At 74.3% G+C, this 21,051-nt stretch carries 19 protein-coding genes; 7 read left to right on the top strand and 12 right to left on the bottom strand.

What is annotated here, in order from left to right:
• The first annotated feature begins 306 nt into the window (after positions 1–306).
• On the top strand, positions 307–663 hold the full coding sequence (locus tag IE217_RS31540; protein ID WP_189707097.1) for a DUF1844 domain-containing protein: 357 nt from the start codon (positions 307–309) through the stop codon (positions 661–663).
• A 42-nt stretch (positions 664–705) separates the two neighbouring features.
• On the opposite strand, the gene IE217_RS31535 is transcribed toward IE217_RS31540, so the two are convergent.
• Together IE217_RS31535 and IE217_RS31530 are read right to left on the bottom strand one after the other, a co-directional pair.
• Positions 706–1,443, bottom strand: coding sequence for an SseB family protein (locus tag IE217_RS31535; RefSeq protein ID WP_190181374.1), 738 nt, complete (start codon positions 1,441–1,443; stop codon positions 706–708).
• 62 nt (positions 1,444–1,505) lie between these two features.
• Positions 1,506–1,790 carry a hypothetical protein gene (locus IE217_RS31530; RefSeq protein WP_190181418.1) on the bottom strand — a complete coding sequence of 95 codons (285 nt, stop codon included), beginning with the start codon at positions 1,788–1,790 and terminating at the stop codon, positions 1,506–1,508.
• On the opposite strand from IE217_RS31530, the gene IE217_RS31525 reads away from it, so the two are divergent.
• A complete protein-coding gene (locus IE217_RS31525; protein ID WP_190181413.1) occupies positions 1,690–2,385 on the top strand; it encodes a serine hydrolase in 696 nt (231 codons plus the stop codon). The genes IE217_RS31530 and IE217_RS31525 overlap by 101 nt on opposite strands.
• 11 nt (positions 2,386–2,396) lie before the next feature.
• Here the strand turns inward: IE217_RS31525 and mycP are convergent, their stop codons facing one another.
• Entirely contained in the window at positions 2,397–3,620 is a 1,224-nt protein-coding gene (mycP, locus tag IE217_RS31520) for a type VII secretion-associated serine protease mycosin (RefSeq protein ID WP_190181373.1), read from the bottom strand.
• Complete coding sequence (locus tag IE217_RS31515) at positions 3,617–4,432, bottom strand: hypothetical protein (RefSeq protein WP_190181412.1); 816 nt, start codon at positions 4,430–4,432, stop codon at positions 3,617–3,619. The genes mycP and IE217_RS31515 overlap by 4 nt, the downstream gene beginning before the upstream one ends.
• Before the next feature lie 1,249 nt (positions 4,433–5,681).
• Here IE217_RS31515 and IE217_RS31510 point away from each other — a divergent pair.
• Positions 5,682–6,884 (top strand): amino acid deaminase/aldolase, encoded by a 1,203-nt coding sequence (locus IE217_RS31510; RefSeq protein WP_190181372.1) that lies wholly within the window; start codon positions 5,682–5,684, stop codon positions 6,882–6,884.
• Between the two features lie 6 nt (positions 6,885–6,890).
• Here IE217_RS31510 and IE217_RS31505 read toward each other — a convergent pair whose 3' ends face one another.
• Genes IE217_RS31505 through IE217_RS31495 form a run of 3 tightly spaced genes read right to left on the bottom strand, consistent with a single transcriptional unit; the run spans position 6,891 to position 10,428 of the window.
• The gene (locus IE217_RS31505) at positions 6,891–7,673 is read right to left on the bottom strand and encodes a 3-oxoacyl-ACP reductase (protein ID WP_190181371.1); all 783 of its coding nucleotides are present in this window, start codon (positions 7,671–7,673) and stop codon (positions 6,891–6,893) included.
• A complete protein-coding gene (locus IE217_RS31500) occupies positions 7,670–9,049 on the bottom strand; it encodes an aldehyde dehydrogenase family protein (RefSeq protein WP_190181370.1) in 1,380 nt (459 codons plus the stop codon). The genes IE217_RS31505 and IE217_RS31500 overlap by 4 nt, the downstream gene beginning before the upstream one ends.
• An 8-nt stretch (positions 9,050–9,057) precedes the next feature.
• The gene (locus IE217_RS31495) at positions 9,058–10,428 is read right to left on the bottom strand and encodes a glutamine synthetase family protein (protein WP_190181369.1); all 1,371 of its coding nucleotides are present in this window, start codon (positions 10,426–10,428) and stop codon (positions 9,058–9,060) included.
• Positions 10,429–10,547: 119 nt separating this feature from the next.
• Between IE217_RS31495 and IE217_RS31490 the strand changes: the two genes are divergently transcribed.
• The gene (locus IE217_RS31490; RefSeq protein ID WP_190181368.1) at positions 10,548–11,285 is read left to right on the top strand and encodes a FadR/GntR family transcriptional regulator; all 738 of its coding nucleotides are present in this window, start codon (positions 10,548–10,550) and stop codon (positions 11,283–11,285) included.
• Between the two features lie 86 nt (positions 11,286–11,371).
• Positions 11,372–12,103 carry a gamma-glutamyl-gamma-aminobutyrate hydrolase family protein gene (locus IE217_RS31485; protein ID WP_190181367.1) on the top strand — a complete coding sequence of 244 codons (732 nt, stop codon included), beginning with the start codon at positions 11,372–11,374 and terminating at the stop codon, positions 12,101–12,103.
• Positions 12,104–12,186: 83 nt separating this feature from the next.
• Here the strand turns inward: IE217_RS31485 and IE217_RS31480 are convergent, their stop codons facing one another.
• Positions 12,187–13,110 (bottom strand): LysR family transcriptional regulator, encoded by a 924-nt coding sequence (locus IE217_RS31480; protein WP_190181411.1) that lies wholly within the window; start codon positions 13,108–13,110, stop codon positions 12,187–12,189.
• Positions 13,111–13,234: 124 nt separating this feature from the next.
• Here IE217_RS31480 and IE217_RS31475 point away from each other — a divergent pair, with 124 nt between their 5' ends.
• Positions 13,235–14,407, top strand: a complete 1,173-nt coding sequence (locus tag IE217_RS31475) for a TDT family transporter (protein WP_190181366.1) — start codon at positions 13,235–13,237, stop codon at positions 14,405–14,407.
• Here the strand turns inward: IE217_RS31475 and IE217_RS31470 are convergent.
• From IE217_RS31470 to IE217_RS31455, 4 genes are all read right to left on the bottom strand, one after another.
• Complete coding sequence (locus IE217_RS31470) at positions 14,319–15,041, bottom strand: helical backbone metal receptor (RefSeq protein ID WP_190181365.1); 723 nt, start codon at positions 15,039–15,041, stop codon at positions 14,319–14,321. The two genes, IE217_RS31475 and IE217_RS31470, sit on opposite strands and share 89 nt — an antisense overlap.
• On the bottom strand, positions 15,041–15,631 hold the full coding sequence (locus IE217_RS31465) for a helix-turn-helix domain-containing protein (RefSeq protein ID WP_190181364.1): 591 nt from the start codon (positions 15,629–15,631) through the stop codon (positions 15,041–15,043). The genes IE217_RS31470 and IE217_RS31465 overlap by 1 nt, the downstream gene beginning before the upstream one ends.
• Positions 15,632–16,080: 449 nt before the next feature.
• Positions 16,081–18,705: an ABC transporter permease/substrate binding protein gene (locus IE217_RS31460; protein ID WP_190181363.1), complete on the bottom strand. Its 2,625-nt coding sequence runs from the start codon at positions 18,703–18,705 to the stop codon at positions 16,081–16,083.
• Positions 18,698–19,786 (bottom strand): quaternary amine ABC transporter ATP-binding protein, encoded by a 1,089-nt coding sequence (locus tag IE217_RS31455; protein WP_190181362.1) that lies wholly within the window; start codon positions 19,784–19,786, stop codon positions 18,698–18,700. Before IE217_RS31455 ends, IE217_RS31460 begins: the two co-directional genes overlap by 8 nt.
• Before the next feature lie 294 nt (positions 19,787–20,080).
• Here IE217_RS31455 and IE217_RS31450 point away from each other — a divergent pair, with 294 nt between their 5' ends.
• Positions 20,081–21,010, top strand: coding sequence for a 5'-3' exonuclease (locus IE217_RS31450; RefSeq protein WP_229865751.1), 930 nt, complete (start codon positions 20,081–20,083; stop codon positions 21,008–21,010).
• Positions 21,011–21,051 lie beyond the last annotated feature (41 nt).

The raw sequence follows: 21,051 nt of genomic DNA, 5'->3' as shown, positions 1-21,051 counted from the left end.
ACTAGACCTAACCGCGCCGAAGCAGAAAAAATGCCCCGGACGATCACAGGCGGGGCTCCTCGCACTACCGGAGCGACCGCCGTGATGCCACGGGGCGCACTTTCGGACGGCTTCCTCGCGCGGGGCGACGACAGCCGTCTGACCGGGGTTGACCCGCCGTCCCAAAGGGCGGTCGGGTGGGAGTTCGGAGCCTCCACTTGTGGGCCGAGCACCTAGGGGTGTCCGACCGGTCGTCCACCAGGTTAGCAGGATCGCTTGACAACGACCAATCGCAGGCCGTACCGGCGCACGGCTTATCGTGTGGGCATGAGTGAGACCCCTCCTGAGAGCCCCGACTTCGACGCGATGGCCCGCGACATCGCCGAGGTCCCCGCCGTCGAGGTGATCGTGACGGTCGCCGTCAACCTGATGAGCGCCGCCGCCGTGAAGCTCGGCCTGACGGAGGAGGGTGACAAGTACAAGGACCTGGACGAGGCCCGCAAGCTGGTGACCGCGCTCGCCGGCCTGCTGGACGCGAGCGCGACCGAGATCAGCTCCTTCCACGCCGCTCCGCTGCGCGACGGGCTGAAGTCGCTGCAGCTGGCGTTCCGCGAGGCGTCGGTGGTGCCGGACGAGCCGGGCCAGGGCCCCGGCGAGAAGTACACCGGCCCCATCTACGGCTGACCGGCGCGGACCCCTCCCCCGTCACCCGTTCTCCCGCCCCCGTCACTCCTTCACGTACAAGGGCTCGCCCGGCGGCGTCGCCCCGGCCGGCAGCAGTGCCAGGTCGAGGCCGCGCACCAGGCGGGCCCTCAGTGTGTCGCTGGCCGCCAGGCGCCCGGCCACGGCGCGGGCGGCCTCGGCCGGGGCCACGGCGGCGGACGGGTCCAGGACGAGGGCGAGGGTGCCGTCGGCCTGTCCCGGACCGAGGTGGGCGCGCAGCACGGCCGGTTCGGCGGCCACGGCCTCGCGCACGGCCTCGCGCACGGCGGGGTCGGCGAGCGGGTCGGCGCTGGTGCGGCCCTCGGCGAGGGCGAGCAGCGCGGGCCCGGTCAGCTCGAACGGAACCGGTCCGGCCATGTCCAGCACCACGGTGTCCGCCTTCTCGTGCGCGGCGGCCCGCAGGGCCTGGTGCAGGGGTACGGCGACGGGGCGGGCCCCCGGGTCCCAGCGGGCGAGGGAGTCGGTGGAGGTGAAGGCGGGCAGGGCGGTGCGGTCACCGGCCTTCAGGGTGGGCACGGCCATCTCACTGGTCTTCTCGCGGCGCCTTCCGTGCTCATCCTCCTCCACCTCGCCGAGCACGGCCACGACGGGCACGAGCAGCCGGGCGCCCTCCAGGGCCTCCAGGACCGGGCCCACGGCGCTGCCGTCCTCGGCCCAGGCGGCGAGCGCCGCGCTCAGCCGGGGGTCGGCGGAGCCGTCGTCGTCGGAGTAGCCGGGGTCGGGAATGTTCATGTTCGCCACGGTGACCGACCCTATCCGGGGCGGGTCCCTCACGGTCTTCTCAGGGTCCCCTGACCGGCGTCTCACCGCCGTCCCACGGGGCGCGCGGCGGGCGGCTGGAGGATCGCCGGCACGGAGCCCCCGGGAGCGGCCACCGCCGTATCGTCGTCGGCGTCGGCGGAGGCGAGCGGGAGGGGATCGGTGGAGGCGGTGACGGAGACGGGGACGGAGGCGGCCGCGGGTCGTACGGCGCTGCCAGCCGACGCGATGCGGTCGGTGACGGTGGCCGAGGGGGCCGCCGTGTCGGTGGCGGTGCTCGACCTGGACTCGGGGAGCAGTGCCGTGTACGGCACCGGCGCGTTCGACACGGCGAGCATCGTGAAGGTCGACATCCTGGCGGCGCTGCTGCTCCAGGCGCAGGACGCGGGGCGGCGGCTGACCACCCAGGAGAGGGCGTACGCCACCGCGATGATCGAGAACAGCGACAACGACTCGGCCTCCGCGCTGTGGCGGTCCATCGGACGGGCCGAGGGCCTGGACGCGGCGAACCGGCGCCTGGGGCTGACGGAAACCTCCGGTGGCGAGGGCACGCTGTGGGGGCTGACGCAGACGACGGCGGCCGACCAGCTCACGCTGCTGACCCAGGTCTTCGGCGACGGCTCGAGTGAACTGAGCAAGGCCTCACGGACGTTGGTCCAGGACCTCATGGGCCGGATCGCCGAGGGCCAGGACTGGGGCGTGTCGGCCGCCGCCGACGGCTCGGCGTGGGCGCTGAAGAACGGCTGGCTGCCCCGCGGCACGACCGGCCTGTGGGACGTCAACAGCATCGGCCGCGTGAGGTCCGGCGGCACCGGCTACCTGGTGGCCGTCCTGTCCAACGGCAACACGACGAAGGAGGAGGGCATCACCCTGGTGGAGACGGCGGCCCGGGCGGCGGTGTCGGCGTTCGGTACGGCGGACTGAGCGCTGCCGTACTACCTGGCCCACGGGTGGAAGGTGCCGGCGTGGTCGTCGTCGTCCCGTTCACGGCGGCCGCGCCACAGGACCGCCGCGGCCACCAGGAGCACACCGCCGGTGCCGCCCGCGAGGGGGCCCGCCCAGCCGGCGGGGCCGTCGGTGGACTCGGCGGCGTCGGGGCCCGGGCCGAAGTACTTCTCGCCGTACGCCGCCGGCCGCAGCTCCCGCGGCTGGAGGCGGGCCGCCGCGCGGATGGCGGCCACCGGGTCGACGAAGCCGAAGCCGCGGGAGTCGTCGTGGCCGTCGAGGGGGGCGTTGCGGGCGGTGTCCTCCAGCAGCTTCTTGATCTGCGCCGGGGTCAGGCCCGGGTGGGCGGCCTTGACGAGGGCGACGGCCCCGGAGACGAAGGCGGAGGCCGCGCTCGTGCCCCAGCCCTCGTAGTACTTGTGGTCGGGGTCGGCGATGACGACGTCGACGCCGGGCGCGCTGATCGTGGCGTACCAGCGGCGGGTGGAGAACGCGCCGCGGGTGCCGTAGCGGTCGACGGCGGTCGCGGCGATCACGCCCGGGTAGGCGGCCGGGTAGGAGATGTGGTCGCCCTTCTCGCCGCCGTTGCCGGCCGAGGCGACGACGACCACGCCCTTGCCCAGCGCGTACTGGACGGCCTCGTCCTCGGTGGGTTCGGGGTGCGCGGAGGCGGAGTCGTCGCCGAGGGAGAGGTTGATGACGTCGGCGCCGTGGTCGGCGGCCCAGCGGATGCCGTCGGCGAGGGCGTTGCCGCGGGAGGTGCGGGCGCGGGCGCGGGCCGGGTCGCCGTCCTCGAGGATCACCCGCACCGGCAGGATCCTCGCCTCCGGGGCGACGCCCATGACTCCGTCGGAGTCTCCGGCGCCGTGGCCGTGACCGGCGATGATGCCGGCCATGGCGGTGCCGTGGCGGGCCCAGTCCCGGTCGCCGGGCCGGGCGCCGAAGCCGATCATGTCCTTGGCGGGCAGGACGTTGCCGGACAGGTCGGGATGGTCGGCCTCGACGCCGGTGTCCAGTACGGCGACGGTGACGCCCTTGCCCTTGGTGGTCCGCCAGGCCTGCTGGGTGTGCAGGGCGTCCAGGGCCCACTGCTGGGCGCGTATGCCGTCGGCGTGGGCCGTGGTGGCGGGGACCAGGGTGAGCGAGGCGGCGAGCAGGAGGCTCAGCGCGGCGGTCCGCCGGGTGACGGTCGTGGTGTTGCGTACGGTTCTCACGAGGGCTTCTCCGTGGCCGTGCCGGCGTTGTCCCTGCGCAGGCCGCGTTCGATGCGGTCGGCCAGGCCCTGGGCCTCGTTGCCCAGACCCGCCTGGGCGACGGCGGTGTCGGCACCGGCGCGCAGCGCGTCGGAGGCGGGCTGCGGGGTGTCCACGGTGCGGCCGTCGGCCCAGCCGGAGACGGCGTAGACGATCACCGGTGCCTCGGTCAGCACGTGGATGGTCCACGAGGCGCGCCCGCGGTCGCCGAAGGCGGCGGCGACGGTGCCCTTGGCCGCGTAGGGGCGGGGCATGAGGTCGGTGCGGCGGTCCAGGCCCTCGGTCCTGAAGCGGGTGGCGAGGGCGCTCATGGCGGGCGCGTCGGCCTTGGCGAACAGCAGGCCGACGGTGGTGACGTAGCTCTGGGTGGCGTCCGTGTAGGTGGCGCGCAGCAGGCGGTCGCAGCCGACGGGGGCGAGCGCCTTGCGCAGCAGCGGGTCGAAGGCGCCCGCGCAGCCGCTGTCGGGGGCGACGGCGATGCGCGTCCAGGTGCGGTCGGCTCCGCCGGGGCCGGCGCCGGTGCCCTGGACGGTGGGCGGGAAGAGCCGGTCGACGGGGACGCTGTGCCAGAGGGTGCTCGCGGCCGCGAAGCCGCGGGGTGCGCCGGTGCCGCCGTCGTCGCCGGTGAGCCAACTGCCGGTCACGGCACCGCCGATGAGGCCCACGCCGAGCACTACGCAGGCCGCGGCGGCGGCGGTGCGGCTGCGTACCCGCTCGCCCAGGGGCCGGGCCCGGCCGTGCTCGTCGTACCCCTCGGGTTCGCCGAGCGCCACGACGGGCCGGGTCCCGCCGCCGGACGCCCCCACGGGCCCGCTCCAGGACAACGCCGGATCCGGCGACACGGATCCCCCCGGCGGGGCGCCCGCCGGCCGCGGGGGCAGACCCCGCCCGGGGAGGACCCGCAGCCGAGTGGTGCTCTCCCCGGCCGCCTCGGCGCGCGCGCCACCGGGACGCCCCGGCGATCCGGCGTCGGCGCTGGCGCCGGCGTCGGCGCGGCCGGCCTGCGGGGTGCCGAGCGGGCCGGTGGTGCGGCTCGCCCACGGCGCCCCGGCGGGAGGGCCGGGAAGCCGGCCCGGCGGCGGCCCGGACGGGGCGGACGGACCACCGGCCGACGGCGCCTCGGCCGGCTGGGCCGGGCGGTGGGACGGCGGTGCCGGGCGCCCCGGTGCCGGGGGCGGCGGCACGGTGCCGGCGTGGGGGGCGGACTCGTCCGCGCCGCGACCGGCGTCCTGGCCGGTGTTCCGGTCCGGGGTCCGTTCGGCGTCGCGGCCAGGGCGCGAGCCGGTGTCCCCGCCCGTGCCCCGGGCGGTGTTCCGGCCGGCGGCCGGGGTGGCGTCCCGCCCCGGGCGCGGGGTGTGAGGGTCGGTGGTGCCGCGGGGCGGGGGGCTGTCCGGGAAGCGGGCCGAGGCCGGGGGCGGTGGGGCGGTCGACGGGGCGGTGGTGCCGCGCGCCGCGGAGGCGGAGCCCGCCAGGCCCGTGCGGCGGAAGTCGTGGCGGCCCGGCCCGCGCAGCGGGGCGGAGGCGACGGGCACCGCCCCGCCCGAGCGCTCACCGGAGCCGCTCGCGGCCCCGGCCCCGCCGTCCTTACCGGCACCGCCGGAACCGCCTGCACCGCCGGAACCGTTCGCGGCCTCGGGCGCAGGCACCCCGGGCCCGGCCGGGGACGGGTGGGTGCTGTGCGGGGGGTGTGGGGGGTGCGGGGGCCGGGGCGGGACGGGGGCGTGGCGCGCTTCCGTGCTCATGCACCCCCCGTTTCCTCGTGCCCGGGCCGTTTCCCCTGGGCGGCCGTCCTCGTTGCCCCGCCCGGCGCGGACTGCTCGTCACCGGGCACGCATACCCGTACGAGCGAACTGCCATCCCGGCTCAACGACGTGGCAGGGATCGTTCCGCCGTTCGTCGCGCGGTCCGCGCGCGTCACTCTACGGGTTGCCCGGGCTGTGGAGGGAACTGGTCCGCGAGGGCGGGGCATCTGCCCGGAACGTCCCCCTACCCTGCGGTAATCGCGTCTGGCAGGCTTCGTCCATGACTGCGCTCGCCGCCGACAGGGCCCGTTACGACCGGGCCACCGCCCATCTCGACGCCCCCGTCGCGATCGTCGACCTGGACGCCTTCGACGCCAACGCCGACGACCTCGTCCGCAGGGCCGGCGGCAAGCCGGTCCGGGTCGCCAGCAAGTCCGTACGCTGCCGCGCGCTGCTGGAACGCGCCCTGGCGCGGGACGGCTTCGCGGGGATCATGTCGTTCACCATGGCCGAGTCGCTGTGGCTGGCCCGTTCCGGGTTCGAGGACGTGCTCCTCGCCTACCCGTCCGCCGACCGCGCCGCCTTCGCCGAACTCGCCGCCGACCCCAAGCTCGCCGCCGCCGTGACCGTCATGATCGACGACCCGGCGCAGCTCGACCTGATCGACGCCTCGCGCGGTGGCGGCCGCGAAGTGGTGCGTGTCTGCCTGGAGTTGGACACCTCGCTGAAGCTGCTGGGCGGCCGGGTGCGGGTCGGGGCGCGCCGCTCCCCGCTGCACTCCCCCGCCCAGGTCGCCGAGATGGCCCGCACGGTGACCCGGCGGCCGGGGTTCCGGCTGGTGGGGATCATGGCGTACGAGGGTCATGTGGCGGGCGTGGGCGACGCGGTGGCCGGGCGGCCGCTGCGGTCGCGGGCGATCCGGCTGATGCAGGCGGCCGCGCGCCGGGAGCTGGCCGAGCGCCGCGCGGCGGTGGTGCGGGCGGTCCGCGCGGTGGCGCCGGACCTGGAGTTCGTCAACGGCGGCGGCACGGGCAGCGTCCAGCACACGGCCGCGGAGGACGCCGTCACGGAGATCGCGGCGGGCTCGGGGCTGTACGTGCCCCGGCTGTTCGACAACTACACGTCGTTCCGGGGCCGTCCGGCGGCCCTGTTCGCCGTGCCGGTGGTGCGGCGGCCGGGAGTGGGCGTGGTGACCGTCCTCGGCGGCGGCTATCCGGCCTCCGGCGCGGCCGGCCCGGACCGGCTTCCGGTGCCGTACCTGCCCGAGGGGCTGCGCTACGACCCGCAGGAGGGCCCCGGCGAGGTGCAGACCCCGCTGCTCGGCTCGCCGGCCGACGATCTGCTGATCGGCGACAAGGTGTGGTTCCGGCACGCGAAGGCCGGCGAGCTGTGCGAGCGGTTCGACGCCCTGCACCTGGTCGAGGGCGACCGGATCACGGCCACCGTCCCGACGTACCGGGGCGAGGGCCACACCTTCCTCTGACCCGCCCTACAGCGGTGTCACGTACGCCCCCGAGATACCGCCGTCGACCAGGAAGTCGGTGGCGTTGACGAAGGAGGAGTCGTCGCTGGCGAGGAAGGCGACGGCGGCGGCGATCTCCTCGGCGGCGGCGAACCGCCCGAGCGGGATGTGCACCAGACGGCGCGCGGCCCGCTCGGGGTCCTTGGCGAACAGTTCCTGAAGCAGCGGGGTGTTGACCGGCCCGGGGCACAGCGCGTTGACGCGGATGCCCTCCCGCGCGAACTGCACGCCCAGTTCCCGGGACATGGCGAGCACGCCGCCCTTGGACGCGGTGTAGGAGATCTGCGAGGTGGCCGCGCCCATGCGGGCCACGAAGGACGCGGTGTTGATGATCGAGCCCCGGCGCCGGCGGCGCATGTACGGGATGACGGCCTTGCAGCACAGGTAGACGGAGGTGAGGTTGACCTCCTGGACGCGCTTCCACGCCTCGAGGCCGGTCTCCAGGATGGAGTCGTCGTCGGGCGGGGAGATGCCCGCGTTGTTGAAGGCGACGTCGACGCTGCCGTAGGTGTCGTGGGCCGTCGCGAAGAGGGCCTCGACCTGCTCGGGGTCGGTGACGTCGGTGAGCACGAAGAGGCCGCCGGTCTCCTCGGCGGCCGCCTTGCCGCGCTCCTCGTCGACGTCGGCGCACACCACGTGCGCGCCCTCGGCGGCGAGGCGGCGGGCGGTGGCGAGTCCGATGCCGCTGCCGGCTCCGGTGACGACGGCGGTACGGCCGGGAAGCCGGCGGCAGATGATGTCCTCGGTCACTGTGAGGGGCCCTCCGTGCTGATGAAGACGTTCTTGGTCTCGGTGAAGGCGGTCAGCGCGTCCGGGCCGAGTTCGCGGCCGAGTCCGGACTGCTTGAACCCGCCGAACGGGGTCCAGTAGCGCACGCTGGAGTGGGAGTTGACGGACAGGTTCCCGATCCGGACGGCCCGCGAGACGCGCAGGGCGCGTCCCAGGTCCCGGGTCCACAGCGACCCCGCGAGTCCGTACGGGGTGTCGTTGGCGAGGCGGATCGCGTCCTCCTCGTCCGTGAACGGCAGCAGTACGGCGACCGGTCCGAAGATCTCCTCGCGGGCCGCCGCGGAGTGGGGCCGCTCGCCGGTCAGGACGGTCGGCGGGAACCAGAAGCCGGGGCCGTCGGGTGCGCTGCCGCGCAGTGCGGGGGCGTCCTCGGGGACGTGGGACCGTACGCGTTCGAGCTGCCGGCGGGAGATCAGCGGGCCCATGCGGGTCTTCTCGTCGGCCGGGTCGCCGACCACCACGGCGGCGAGCGCGTCGGCGAGGAACGCGCGTGCCTCCTCGTAGACGGACTCCTGGACGAGGACGCGGGTGCGGGCGCAGCAGTCCTGGCCGGAGTTGTCCAGGAAGGAGAACGGGTCGAGGGCGGCGGTGAGTTCGGCGTCGGCGAAGACGATGTTCGGGCTCTTGCCGCCGAGTTCGAGGGTGACCGGCTTGACGTGCCGGGCGCAGCGCTCCATGACCTCGCGGCCGGTGGTCGTGGAGCCGGTGAACACGATCTTGGCGACGTCCGGGTGGTCCACCAGGGCGCGTCCGGCGATGTGGCCGTGGCCGGGCAGCACTTGGAAGAGGTGCTCGGGCAGTCCGGCGTCGAGGGCGAGTCCGGCCAGGCGCAGCGCGGTCAGCGGGGTGGTCTCGGCGGGCTTGAGGACGACGGCGTTGCCGGCGGCGAGCGCCGGGAAGGAGCCCCAGGCGGCGATGGGCATGGGGAAGTTCCAGGGGGCGATCACGCCGACCACGCCCAGGGGCTCCTGGAAGGTGACGTCCCAGCCGCCGGGCACGGGGATCTGCCGGCCCAGCAGGCGCTCGGCGCCGCCGGCCGCGTAGAGCAGCAGGTCCCGGGCGTTTTCTGCCTCCCAGCGGGCGTTGCCGATCAGATGGCCGGCCTCGCGGACCTCCAGCCGGGCCAGTTCCTCGGCGTGGGTGTCGACGACGTCGGCGAAGCGGCGCAGCAGGCGGGCCCGGTCGGCGGGAGCGGCGGCGGCCCAGGAGCGCTGCGCGGCGACGGCGCGGGCCACCGCCCGGTCGATGTCGTGGGCGTCGGCGGCGGGGACGGTGGCGACGACCTCCTCGGTGGCGGGGTTGATCACCTGGAGGTGCTGTTCGTGCTGGTCGGTCAAGGAGGCCCTCACATGCGTTCGAAGGAGCGGCGCAGCTCCCAGTCGGTGATCGCGGCGTCGTAGGCGTCCAGTTCGACCCGCGCCATGTTGCGGTAGTGGGCGACGACCTCGTCGCCGAAGGCGGCCTTGGCGATCGCGCTGTTCTCCCAGAGCCCGGCGGCCTCGCGCAGGGTGGCCGGGACGTGCTCGTAGTCGGCGGCGTAGGCGTTGCCGGGGCAGGGCTCGGGCAGCTCCAGCTTCTGTTCGATGCCGTGGAGGCCGGCGGCGACCAGGCCGGCGACCGCGAGGTGCGGATTGACGTCGCCGCCGGGCAGCCGGTTCTCGAAGCGCAGGGAGGGGCCGTGGCCGACGACGCGCAGGGCGCAGGTGCGGTTGTCGTGGCCCCAGGCGACGGCGGTGGGGGCGAAGGAGCCGGGCTGGAAGCGCTTGTAGGAGTTGATGCCGGGCGCGTAGAGGAGGGCGAACTCCCGCAGCGCGGCCAGTTGTCCGGCGAGGAAGTGGCGCATGACCCCGGACATGCCGTGCGGGTCGCCGGGTGCCCCGGCCATGACGCTGTGGCCGTCGGCGTCGGCGAGCGAGAGGTGGATGTGGCAGGAGTTGCCCTCGCGCTCGTTGTACTTGGCCATGAAGGTGATCGAGACGCCCTCCTGCGCGGCGATCTCCTTGGCGCCGGTCTTGTAGACGGCGTGCTGGTCGCAGGTGACCAGGGCCTCGTCGTAGCGGAAGGCGATCTCGTGCTGGCCGGGGTTGCACTCGCCCTTGGCGGACTCGACGGTGAGTCCGGCGCCCGCCATGTCGTTGCGCAGCCGCCGCAGCAGGGGCTCGATGCGGCCGGTGCCGAGGATGGAGTAGTCGACGTTGTACTGGTTGGCCGGGGTGAGCCCGCGGTAGCCGGCGTCCCAGGCCTGCTCGTAGGTGTCCTTGAAGACGATGAACTCCAGCTCGGTGCCGACCTGGGCGGTGAGGCCGTGCTCCGCGAGGCGCTCCAGCTGGCGGCGCAGGATCTGGCGGGGCGCGGCGGCGACCGGGGTGCCGTCGTGCCAGGCGAGGTCGGCGAGGGCCAGCGCGGTGCCGGGGTTCCAGGGGACGCGGCGCAGGGTGGCGAGGTCGGGGTGCATGGCGAAGTCGCCGTAGCCGCGGTCCCAGGAGGACATGGCGTAGCCCTCGACGGTGTTCATCTCGGTGTCGACGGCGAGGAGGTAGTTGCAGCCCTCGGTGCCGTGGTGGAGGACCTCGTCGAGGAAGAAGCGGGCGGCGAACCGCTTGCCCTGGAGGCGGCCCTGCATGTCGGGGAAGGCGAGGACGACCGTGTCGATCTCGCCGCTCGCGACGAGCGCGTGCAGTTCCTCGACGCCGAGCGGGGGTGTGCGGTCTGCCACGGGAGGGCCTCCTTCGGCCTGCTGCGCCAAAACCGTCCGGCGTCACGGCCGTCGCGGCCATGACGCGATGGCCATAAGGTATGGGCGATGACCATTGCCTGGGAAGGGGGCGCGGCCGGATGGCGCAGGGCAGCGAACCGGACGGGCCGGCCGACCGCCTCGCCACGGTGCTGCGGCCGGTCCGGGCGGGCAACGGCTTCGAGGAGGCGCTGGAGCAGATCCTCCAGGTGGTGCGGCTCGGCCTGGTGCCGGGCGGCGGGCGGCTGCCGTCCGAGCGCGACCTCGCGGAGCGGCTGGGGATCAGCCGGGTGACGCTGCGCGAGGTGCTGAGGGTGCTTCAGGACCAGGGGCTCGTAGAGGCGCGGCGGGGGCGCTACGGGGGCACGTTCGTGCTGCCGCGGGCGGACGCGGGCGGCGAGGAGGAGCTGCGGCGGCGGATCGCCGGGGTCGACGTCGAGGACGTACTGCGCTTCCGGGAGGTGCTGGAGGTCGGCGCGGCCGGTCTGTGCGCGGCGCACGGGCTGACGGCCGCGGGGGCGGAGCGGCTACGCGCGGCGCTGGACCGCACGCGCGACGCGCCCCCGGCGCAGTACCGGCGCGTGGACACGCTGCTGCACCTCACGCTGGCCGAGCTGAGCGGTTCGCCCACGCTGGCCGCGCAGTACGCCGGGGTGCGGGCCACGGTCAACGAGCTGCTCGACTGCATCCCGCTGCTGGTGCGCAACCTGGAGCACTCCCAGCGGCAGCACGGCGCGCTGGTCGAGGCGGTGCTCGCCGGGGACGCGGAGGGGGCGCGGGAGGCGATGCGCGAGCACTGCGCGGGGACGGCGGCGCTGCTGCGGGGCTTTCTCGCCTGAGGGGGGCTTGCCGCCGGGGCCGGCGGTCGCCCAAGGTGATCGGGTAAAGGTAGTCGACCACACCATTGCGGGCCGGGGAGGGCCGTATGACCGTACGACCGCTGATCGGCGTCAGCACGTACCTGGAGGCGGGGGCGCGCTGGGGCGTGTGGGAGCTGGAGGCGGCGCTGCTGCCCGCCGGCTATCCGCGGCTGGTGCAGCGGGCTGGCGGGCTGGCCGCGATGCTGCCCCCGGACGAGCCGGAGCGGGCGGCGGACGCCGTGGCGCGGCTGGACGGGCTGGTGATCGCGGGCGGCCCGGACGTCGAGCCGGTCCGCTACGGCGCCGAGCCCGGTCCGCGCACCGGGCCTCCCTCCCCCGCGCGGGACGCCTGGGAGCTGGCGCTGATCGAGGCGGCCCTCGCCGCGCGCGTCCCGCTGCTGGGCATCTGCCGGGGCATGCAGCTGCTGAACGTGGCCCTCGGCGGCACCCTGGTCCAGCACCTCGACGGGCACGCCGAGGTGACCGGGGTCTTCGGCGGGCACGCGGTCCAGCCCGTGCCGGGCACGCGGTACGCGGCCGCCGTCCCCGAGGAGACGAGCGTGCCCACCTATCACCACCAGGCCGTGGACCGGCTCGGCGCCGACCTGATCGTGTCGGCGCACGCGGCGGACGGCACGGTCGAGGCGGTCGAACTGCCGCCGGCGAGGGGCTGGGCGCTGGGCGTGCAGTGGCATCCGGAGATGGCCGACGACGTCCGCGTGATGCGGGCGCTGGTGGAGGCCGCCGCGTCGGCCGGCGATCCGGCTGAACGCGACGACGGGCCCCAGGACCTTTGATGATGACGGGGCCCCCTGCTCGAAGAACTCGCAGGAGGGCGTGCCGGGCGCCACGACCGGCGGCAGGCTCCGGAAGAGGAGCCCTAGCTACGCGTGAGGGAGAGCAGTTCGCGGGCCGGGCCGGTCGGGCGGTGGCCCGTGGGCCAGACGGCCCTCAGGTCGCGGCGCAGGGCCACCTCGTCCACCGGGACGGCCACCAGGCGGCGCAGGGACAGCTCCTCGCCGACCGCGAGTTCGCTCAGTACGGCCGGGCCCGCGCCGCTCACCGCGGCGGCCTTCACCGCGGTGGTCGAGGACAGCTCGATCAGCGGGCGCGCGAGACCGCCCAGGGCCACGTCGAGGACCTGGCGGGTGCCGGAGCCGGTCTCGCGCAGGATGAGCGGCGTGGAGGCCAGCTCCTTAGCGGACAGGGAGCGCCTGCGGCGGGCCCACGGGTGGCCGGGCGCGGTCACCACGATCAGCCGGTCGCGGGCGATCACCACCGAGTCCAGGCCGGACGGCACCGACAGCCCCTCCACGAAGCCCAGGTCCGCCTCCCCCGCCAGCAGCCGCTCCGCCACCACGGCCGAGTTCCCGGCGAGCAGCGACACCGCCGTGTCCGGGCGCCGCGCGCGCAGCGCGACCAGCCACCCGGGCAGCAGGTACTCCGCGATCGTCATGCTGGCCGCCACCCGCAGCCGCGAGTCGCGCCGGTCCCGCAGTGCCTGCGCGCCCGCGTCGAAGGCCTCGGCGGCCTCCACCACCCGCCGCGCCCAGTCGGTCACCAGCGCGCCGGCGTCCGTCAGCCGCGACCCGCGCGGCGAGCGGTCCACCAGCGCCACGCCCAACTGCCGCTCCATGGAACGGATCCGGCTGCTCGCCGCGGGCTGGGTGATGCCGAGCTCCCGCGCCGCCCCGCCCAGGCTGCCCAGCCGCGCCACCGCCAGCAGCAGCTCCAGCGCGCCCAGATCCGGCACCCGGTGCGCCAGCGGACCCGCCGACGGCCGCCCCGCCCCGCTCCCTTCCATCCCCGCGGCCCTCCTGGTCCCGTCGTTCTTCCGTCCGGCCGACCGGTCGGCCATAAAGCCAGCTTATGCCCCGATAGACACAAACCCCCTGGTCGCGGCAGCCGCCCCCGGCAAGCCTGAACCCATGGTCACCGCAGCACATTCCCTGCCCCTGCCGGACGCGCCCCGGCCGCGCTTCCCCGCCGTCCGCCACCTGGGCCCCAATTGGTACGCCTGCGTGATGGGCACCGCCGCGGTCGGCACCGCGGGCGCCGCACTGCCGACGCACCTTCCCGGGCCGCGTGCCCTGTGCACCGCCGTGTGGGCCCTGTCCCTGATCCTGCTGGTGGCCCTGCTCGCCGCGCGGGCCCTGCACTGGACCCACCACCGCGACCAGGCCCGCGCCCACCTCCTCGACGCGACGGCGGCGCCCTTCTACGGCTGCCTGTCCATGGCACTGCTGGCCGTCGGCGGCGGCGCCCTGTCGGTGGGCCGGGACTGGATCGGCGTCCGGGCCGCGGTCGCCCTGGACGCCGTGCTGTTCACCGCCGGTACGGCCGTGGGGCTCGCGGCGGCGGTCGCGGTGCCGTACCTCATGGCCGTGCACCACCGGATCGAGCCGCACCAGGCCACGCCGGTGTGGCTGCTGCCGCTGGTGGCGCCCATGGTGTCCGCCGCGCTCGGGCCCGCGCTGGTGCCGCATCTGCCCGCCGGGCAGGCACGTCAGACGCTGCTCCTCGCGTGCGTGGCGATGTTCGGGCTCAGTCTGCTGGCGACCCTGGCCACGCTGCCCGTGATCCTCGGCCGGCTGCTCACCGGCGGGCCGCTGCCGCTCGCGCTCACCCCGACGCTGTTCCTGGTCCTCGGCCCGCTCGGGCAGTCCACGACCGCCGTGGGAGCCTTCGCCGACACCGCGCCGGGGACCGTCCCCGCGCCGTACGCCGGCGGCTTCGCCGTCCTCGCCGTGCTGTACGGCGTGCCGGTCATGGGGTTCGCGCTGATGTGGTTCCTCCTCGCCGCGGCGCACGTGGTGCGGGCCGGCAGGCGGGGCATGGGCTTCGCCATGACGTGGTGGTCGCTGACCTTCCCGGTGGGCACCTGCGTCACCGGCGCCGCTGCTCTCGCCCGGCACACCCACCTCGCCGCCTACGAAGGGCTCGCGGTGTGCCTGTACGCCGTCCTGGTCGCCGCCTGGGCCGCCGCCGCGGTCGGCACCGCGCGCGGGCTGGTCAGCAGAGCGCTGCTCGCAGCGCCCCGCCCAGCAGCCCCGGCGCCTCGGCCAGCGACGGCCCGTACCACGTCAGGTGCCGTCCGCTGACCAGGGCGCACGGCAGGCCGCCGAAGGCCTCCGGGCCGTCGCCCGCGGTGAACCGGTAGGGCTCGTCGGGCAGTACGACGAGGTCCGGGGCGGCCGCCCGCAACTCCTCCAGGGCGACGCGCGGATAGCGCTCGGCGTGGCCCGCGTACAGGTGGTCCACGCCGAGCCGGGCGAGGACGTCGCCCGCGAAGGTGTCCCGGCCCAGCACCATCCAGGGCCGCCGCCAGACGGGCACCACGGCGGTGGGACGGCGGGCGGCCACGGGCGGCGGCGCCGACCAGGCGGCCTCGGCCTCCTCCAGCCAGCGCGGGCGGGCCGCCGCGCCGCAGGCCGTCAGCACCCGCGCCAGTTCGGCGAACGCCCCCGGCACGTCGCGCACCTCGGTCACCAGCACCTCGAGGCCGGCCGCGCGCAGGGCGTCCAGGTCGGCGGGGCGGTTCTCCTCCTCATTGGCGATGACCAGGTCGGGGGCGAGCGCGGCGATCCGCTCGGTCTTCGGGTTCTTGGTGCCGCCGATCCGGGGCACGTCCAGGTCCACCGGATGGCTGCACCAGTCGGTGGCCGCGGCCAGCACGCCGGGCAGCGTCACCGCCACCGCCTCGGTGAGCGAGGGCACCAGGGAGACGACCCGCATCAGCGCGACCGGTCCTGCACCGCCTCGATGTGCTCGGCCACCGCCACCACGATCACGCGCGTGTCCGGCACGGTAGCCCGCCAGCGGTGGCGCACCCCGCCGGTCAGGTACATGGTGTCGCCGCGCGCCAGCCGGTAGGCGCGGCCCTCCGCCTCGATCTCCACCGCGCCGTCCGCCACGTACATCAGCTCGTCGTTGCGGTGCTGGAACTCGCGTCCGGCGTCGTGGTCCCCGGTGAACTCCGAGGCATGCAGCTGGTGATGGCCGCGCACGAGGGAGCGCACCCGGGGCTCCGGCTCGAGGTGGGGACCGCTGACCGGTTCCGGCTCGGCGATCTCGGCGCGGACCACGTCGACGCTGCACGCCGGATCGGCCGCGGCGAGCAGTTCGACGGCGGTGGTGCGCAGCGCGTCGGCGACCTTCTCCAGGGAGCTTCTGCTGGGGCGGGCTCTGTCGTTCTCGACCTGGCTCAGGAAGGGCACCGACAGGCCGCTGCGCCTGGCCACGACGGCGAGGGTGAGCTCCAGCGCGCGGCGCCGCCGCCGTACGGCCGCGCCCACTCGAAGCGGCTGTTCTTTGTTGTCGCCCATCGCTCCGGCTCCCTCCTTCGCTCGTCGCCGCGCCGTGCGCGGGCCCGGGTCCGGGCCCACTTCTCCTGATGAGTTCTCTGCACCCTACGCATGTTCGGCAAACCGTTTCATGCGGCCGTCACATCCCCGTAAGGATCGTGTGGTGCCGACCCGACGGTTCGCGCCAGTGGATCAGGGGGCCTGCGGGGGGCGGCGCGGGCTCACTCGGGGCGCCCGGTGGGGTGCGGCGGCCCCTCGCAACGGCCGGGTGCCCGGCCGGTGCCCGGTCACCGCGGGCGACGGCATGGTCAGCGTACCGGCGGGGGCGGGGCCGGGGCATGGGCATCGCTCTTCGTGGTTGGCCGGATCCGTTCCGTGGAACGGCCCGAGGGGCGGGTCCGGCCCCACGCGGTCAGGACGCGTGGGCGGGCCCGCCCCTCGGGCGGTGTGCGGCGCGGTGGTCTCGGGGGCTACTTCCCCGTCATGCGGTCCGCCACGTCCGGGTGCTGCTTCAGCCAGGCGGCGACGGCCTCGTCCTCGTGTCCCTGGCCGCGCGCGTTGATCTCGCTCTCCAGGCTGCCGAGCTCGTCCTCGCTCATCCGGAAGTTCTTGATCCACCGGGTGAGCTGCGGGTACTGCTCGGGGAACTTCCCGCTGGAGACGGTGCGGATGGTGTTGCCCTCGCCGAAGAGCTTCTTGCCGTCCTTCAGCCTGGTCAGGTCGTAGCGGCTGTACGCCCAGTGGGGCGACCACAGGACGACCGCGACCGGCTTCTTCTGCGCGTACGCCCGCTTGAGCTCGGCCAGCATCGCCGGGGTGGAGCCGTCGACGACCTTGTACTCCTTGTCCAGGCCGTAGCCGGGCAGGACCTTGGTCTTGAGCAGGTTCATCTCGCCGGTGCCCGGCTCGATGCCGATGATCCGCCCGCCGAAGGCGGACGCCTTGCCCTTGAGGTCCTCCAGCGACTTCACGTCCTTGACGTACGACGGCACGGCGATCTCCAGGGAGGTCGGCTGGTACCAGGTGCCGAGATCGCGGAGCTTGTCCTTGCTCTTGTCCCAGTAGTTCTTCTGGGCGTAGGGCAGCCAGGCGTCGAAGTTGAGGTCGATGTCCCCGCCGGCGAGGCCGGTGTAGACGGGGCCGACGTCCATCTGCTTGAGGTTGAGCTTGTAGCCGCGCCGTTCCAGGACGTTCTTCCACAGCCGGGTGACGGCGATGTCCTCGTCCCAGGGGAACCAGGCGACGTTCAGCGTCCGCTTCGCCTCGGCCGGCGCGGCGGTGGAGCCGCCCGGCACCGGGGCCAGCTTGCCGACGACGCCGGGGTTGGCCTTCAGCCAGGTGCGCACCGCGTCCTGCTGGCGGCCCTTGCCCGCCTTGTTGATCTCGGCCTCCAGGCTGGTGAGCTGCTTCTCGTCCAGCCTGAAGTCCTTCAGCCACTTGGCGACGACCGGGTTGTCCCCGGCGAAGCCCTTGCGGGCCAGGGTGTGCACGCCGTCGCCCTTGCCCCAGGCGCCCTTGGGGTCCTTGAGCTTCTTCAGGCTGTAGTCGTTGTACGCCCAGTGCGGGGACCAGAGCGTGACGACGATCGGTTCCTTCTTGCTGTAGGCGCGCTTGAGCTCGGCCAGCATCGCGGGCGTGGAGCTGTCGACGACCTTGTACTCCTTGTCCAGGCCGTAGTCCTTGAGGACCTTGCTCTTGAGCAGGCCCATCTCGCCGGCGCTGGACTCGATGCCGGTGATCCGGCCGCCGAAGAGGGAGGCCTTGCCCTTGAGGTCGGCGAGCGAGTCGACGCCCTTCACGTACGAGGGCACGCTCAGCTCCAGGGAGGTGGGGCCGTACCAGGAGCCGAGGTCGTCGAGCCGGTCGCCGTACTTCTTCCAGTACTGGGCGTGGGTCGTCGGCAGCCAGGAGTCGGTCTCGAAGTCGACGCTGCCCTGGGCGAGCGAGGTGTAGAGCGGGCCCGCGTCGAACTGGCGGGCGTCCACCTTGAAGCCGCGCTGTTCGAGGATCTCCTTCCACAGGAAGGTGGAGGCGACGCCCTCGTCCCAAGGGATGTAGCCGATGGAGATCTTCTTGCCCTTGCCGACGTCGTTGCCGCCGCCCTGGTCGTCGGCGGTGGCCGCGGTGCCTGAGCCGCCGAAGACGCCCATGCCACCGGCGACGAGCGCGAGGATCACCATGCCGATGACGGCGATCTGCGGCTGCGGCCGGTAGGACCAGATCCGCAGGCCGCGCGCGGCGCGGAGCCGGGCGGCCGCGCGCCGGCCGAGCGGCGAGACCTGGGTGCCCAGGGCGCTGGTCATGCGGTCGAGGTAGATCGCGAGGATGACGATGGCGATGCCGGACTCCGAGCCGAGGCCCACGTTGAGCTGGCCGATCGCCTCGTTCACGTCGCCGCCGAGGCCGCCGGTGCCGACCATGCCGGCGATCGCGGCCATGGACAGGCCGAGCATGATCACCTGGTTGACGCCGGCCATGACGGTGGGCAGGGCCAGCGGCAGCTGGACCCGCAGCAGGGTGTTGCGGGGCGTGGTGCCGAACGCCTCGGCCGCCTCCACCAGTTCCTTGTCGACCTGGCGGATGCCCAGCTCGGTCATGCGCACGCCGGGCGCGAGGGCGAAGATCAGGGTGGCGACGATGCCCGCGGAGGCGCCCGTGCCGAAGAACAGGATCGCCGGGATGAGGTAGATCATCGCGGGCAGCGTCTGCATGAAGTCCAGGACCGGCCTGACCAGGGCGCTGACCCGGTTGGAGCGGGCCGCCCAGATGCCGGCCGGCACCGAGATCACCAGCGCGATGAGCGTGGCCACCAGGACGAGCGCGAGGGTGACCATCGCGTCGCCCCACAGTTGGAGGGAGTCGATGAAGGCGAAGCCCACGAAGGTGAGGACACCGGCGAGGGTGCCGCGCAGCCAGAAGGCGAGCACGGCGAAGATGCCGGCGAGCAGCAGCGGCTCGGGGGCCTGCAGCACGGCGTTGATGCCGTCGTAGGTGCCGGTGAACACCAGCTTGAGGAAGTCGAAGAGCCAGGCCATGTGCCCGAGCAGCCAGTCGACCGCTGAGTTGACCCAGTCGCCGAGCGGGATCCTAGGCACGGGCCACCGCCTTCTCGCCGCCCTTGTCCCGCGGCGCGTCGCAGCTCACGGGCGCGGCCTGCTCGTCGCCGAGGAAGCCGACCAGGCGCTGCCGGGGTACGACGCCGACGAGCGCGCCGCTGGCGTCCCGTACGGCGACGGGGTGGGGCACGCGGGCGCTGATCGCGCACAGTTCGGTGAACGGGGTGTCCTCGCGGGCCGTCTCGCAGGCGCAGTCGGCCTCGTCGCCGCGCACGCCGCGGTCCATGACGGCCCGCGCGGTCAGTACCCGGGAGCGGTCGACGTCCTGGGTGAAGGAGGCGACGTAGTCGTCGGCGGGGCGCAGCAGGATGTCCTCGGCGCCGCCGATCTGGACGATGCGGCCGTCGCGCATGACGGCGATGCGGTCGCCCAGGCGCATGGCCTCGTTGAGGTCGTGGGTGATGAAGACGATGGTCTTCTTCAGGGTCTTCTGGAGCTGGAGCAGCTGGTCCTGCATGTCGCGGCGGATCAGCGGGTCCAGGGCGCTGAAGGACTCGTCCATGAGCAGCAGCCCGGCGTCGGTGGCGAGCGCGCGGGCCAGGCCCACGCGCTGCTGCATGCCGCCGGAGAGTTCGTCGGGCCAGGACTTCTCCCAGCCGGCCAGGCCGCACAGGGCGAGCGCCTCGTCGGCGCGGCGTTCGCGCTCGGCGCGGGGCACGCCCTGCACTTCCAGGCCGTAGGCGGCGTTCTCACGGACGCTGCGGTGCGGGAACAGCGCGAAGTGCTGGAAGACCATGCTGATCTTCCTGGCGCGGACCTCGCGCAGCTCCCTGCCGGTGAGCGCGGTCAGGTCCTGGCCGTCGAAGCGCACCTGGCCGGCGGTGGGTTCCAGCAGTCCGTTGAGCATGCGCAGCAGCGTGGACTTGCCGGAGCCGGACAGGCCCATGACCACGAAGATCTGGCCGGGCTCGACGGTGAAGGAGGCGTCGATGACCGCGGCGGTGGTTCCTTCGGCGCGCAGTTCCTCGCGGTCGGCTCCCTGGCGGAGCCTTTCCACCGCCGCGTCCGGTCGTCTGCCGAACACCTTGAACAGGTGCTCTGTCTCAAGCCTGGATGACACGCGAACCTCTCGTCTCGGGGCCGGGGGCACGGACACGAAAGGCCGCTAACAGTTGAATAACGCAATCACTTTCGTTCCGAGGCCGCACCTGCCCAAGCGCCCCCCGGGCAAACTCGGAAGTGGGCCACCTCACCGGGTGAGCGCACAGCGCAACCTGTTGCGCGGACGACGGCGCCTTGCCGGCGCGGACGGTGCCCTGTCGGCGCGGACGGTGCCCTGTCGGCGCGGGCGGTGCCTTGCCTCGCGGACGGCGCCCTGTCGCGTGCCCCGTGACTGTCAGTGGTGTGCGGCATGATGCGAGACGTGACCGGACGACTGATGCTCCTCGACACCGCCTCCCTGTACTTCCGCGCCTACTTCGGCGTCCCGGACTCGGTCAGGGCCCCGGACGGCACGCCGGTGAACGCCGTGCGCGGACTGCTCGACTTCATCGACCGCCTGGTCAAGGACCACCGGCCCGATCATCTGGTGGCCTGTATGGACGCCGACTGGCGCCCGGCCTGGCGGGTGGAGCTGATCCCCTCCTACAAGGCGCACCGCGTCGCCGAGGAGCACGAGGCAGGGCCCGACGAGGAGGAGGTGCCGGACACCCTCTCCCCGCAGGTCCCGGTGATCGAGGCGGTGCTGGACGCGGTCGGCATCGCCCGCGTGGGCGTGCCGGAGTACGAGGCGGACGACGTGATCGGCACCTTCACCGCGCGCGCGAAGGGCCCGGTCGACATCGTCACCGGCGACCGGGACCTGTACCAGCTGGTGGACGACGCGCGGGGCGTGCGCGTGCTGTACCCGCTCAAGGGCGTCGGCACCCTGCAGACCACCGACGAGGCGCTGCTGCGCGAGAAGTATGGCGTCGACGGCAGGGGGTACGCGGATCTGGCGCTGCTGCGCGGCGACCCCAGCGACGGGCTGCCGGGCGTGCCCGGCATCGGGGAGAAGACGGCGGCCCGGCTGCTCGCCGAGTTCGGCGACCTGGCCGGGATCCTGGCCGCCGTCGACGACCCGGGTGCCAAGCTCACGCCGTCGCAGCGCAAGCGGCTGCGGGAGGCGGGGCCGTACCTGGCGGTGGCGCCGAAGGTGGTGCGGGTGGCGGCCGACGTGCCGCTGCCGGACGTCGGCACGGCGCTGCCGCGCGCGCCGCGCGATCGGGCGGAGCTGGAGCGGCTGGCCGGCCGCTGGGGGCTGGGCGGTTCCCTCCAGCGGCTGCTCACCACGCTCGGCGCGTGACGGCCGCGGCACGGGGATGCTCAAGAAGTGCTCATGAGAGA

It is taken from the genome of Streptomyces naganishii JCM 4654 (assembly GCF_014650575.1).
GTDB lineage: Bacteria > Actinomycetota > Actinomycetes > Streptomycetales > Streptomycetaceae > Streptomyces > Streptomyces naganishii.
The sequence above is the reverse complement of the archived record's forward strand: the minus strand, read 5'-3'. Positions and strand labels throughout refer to the sequence as shown.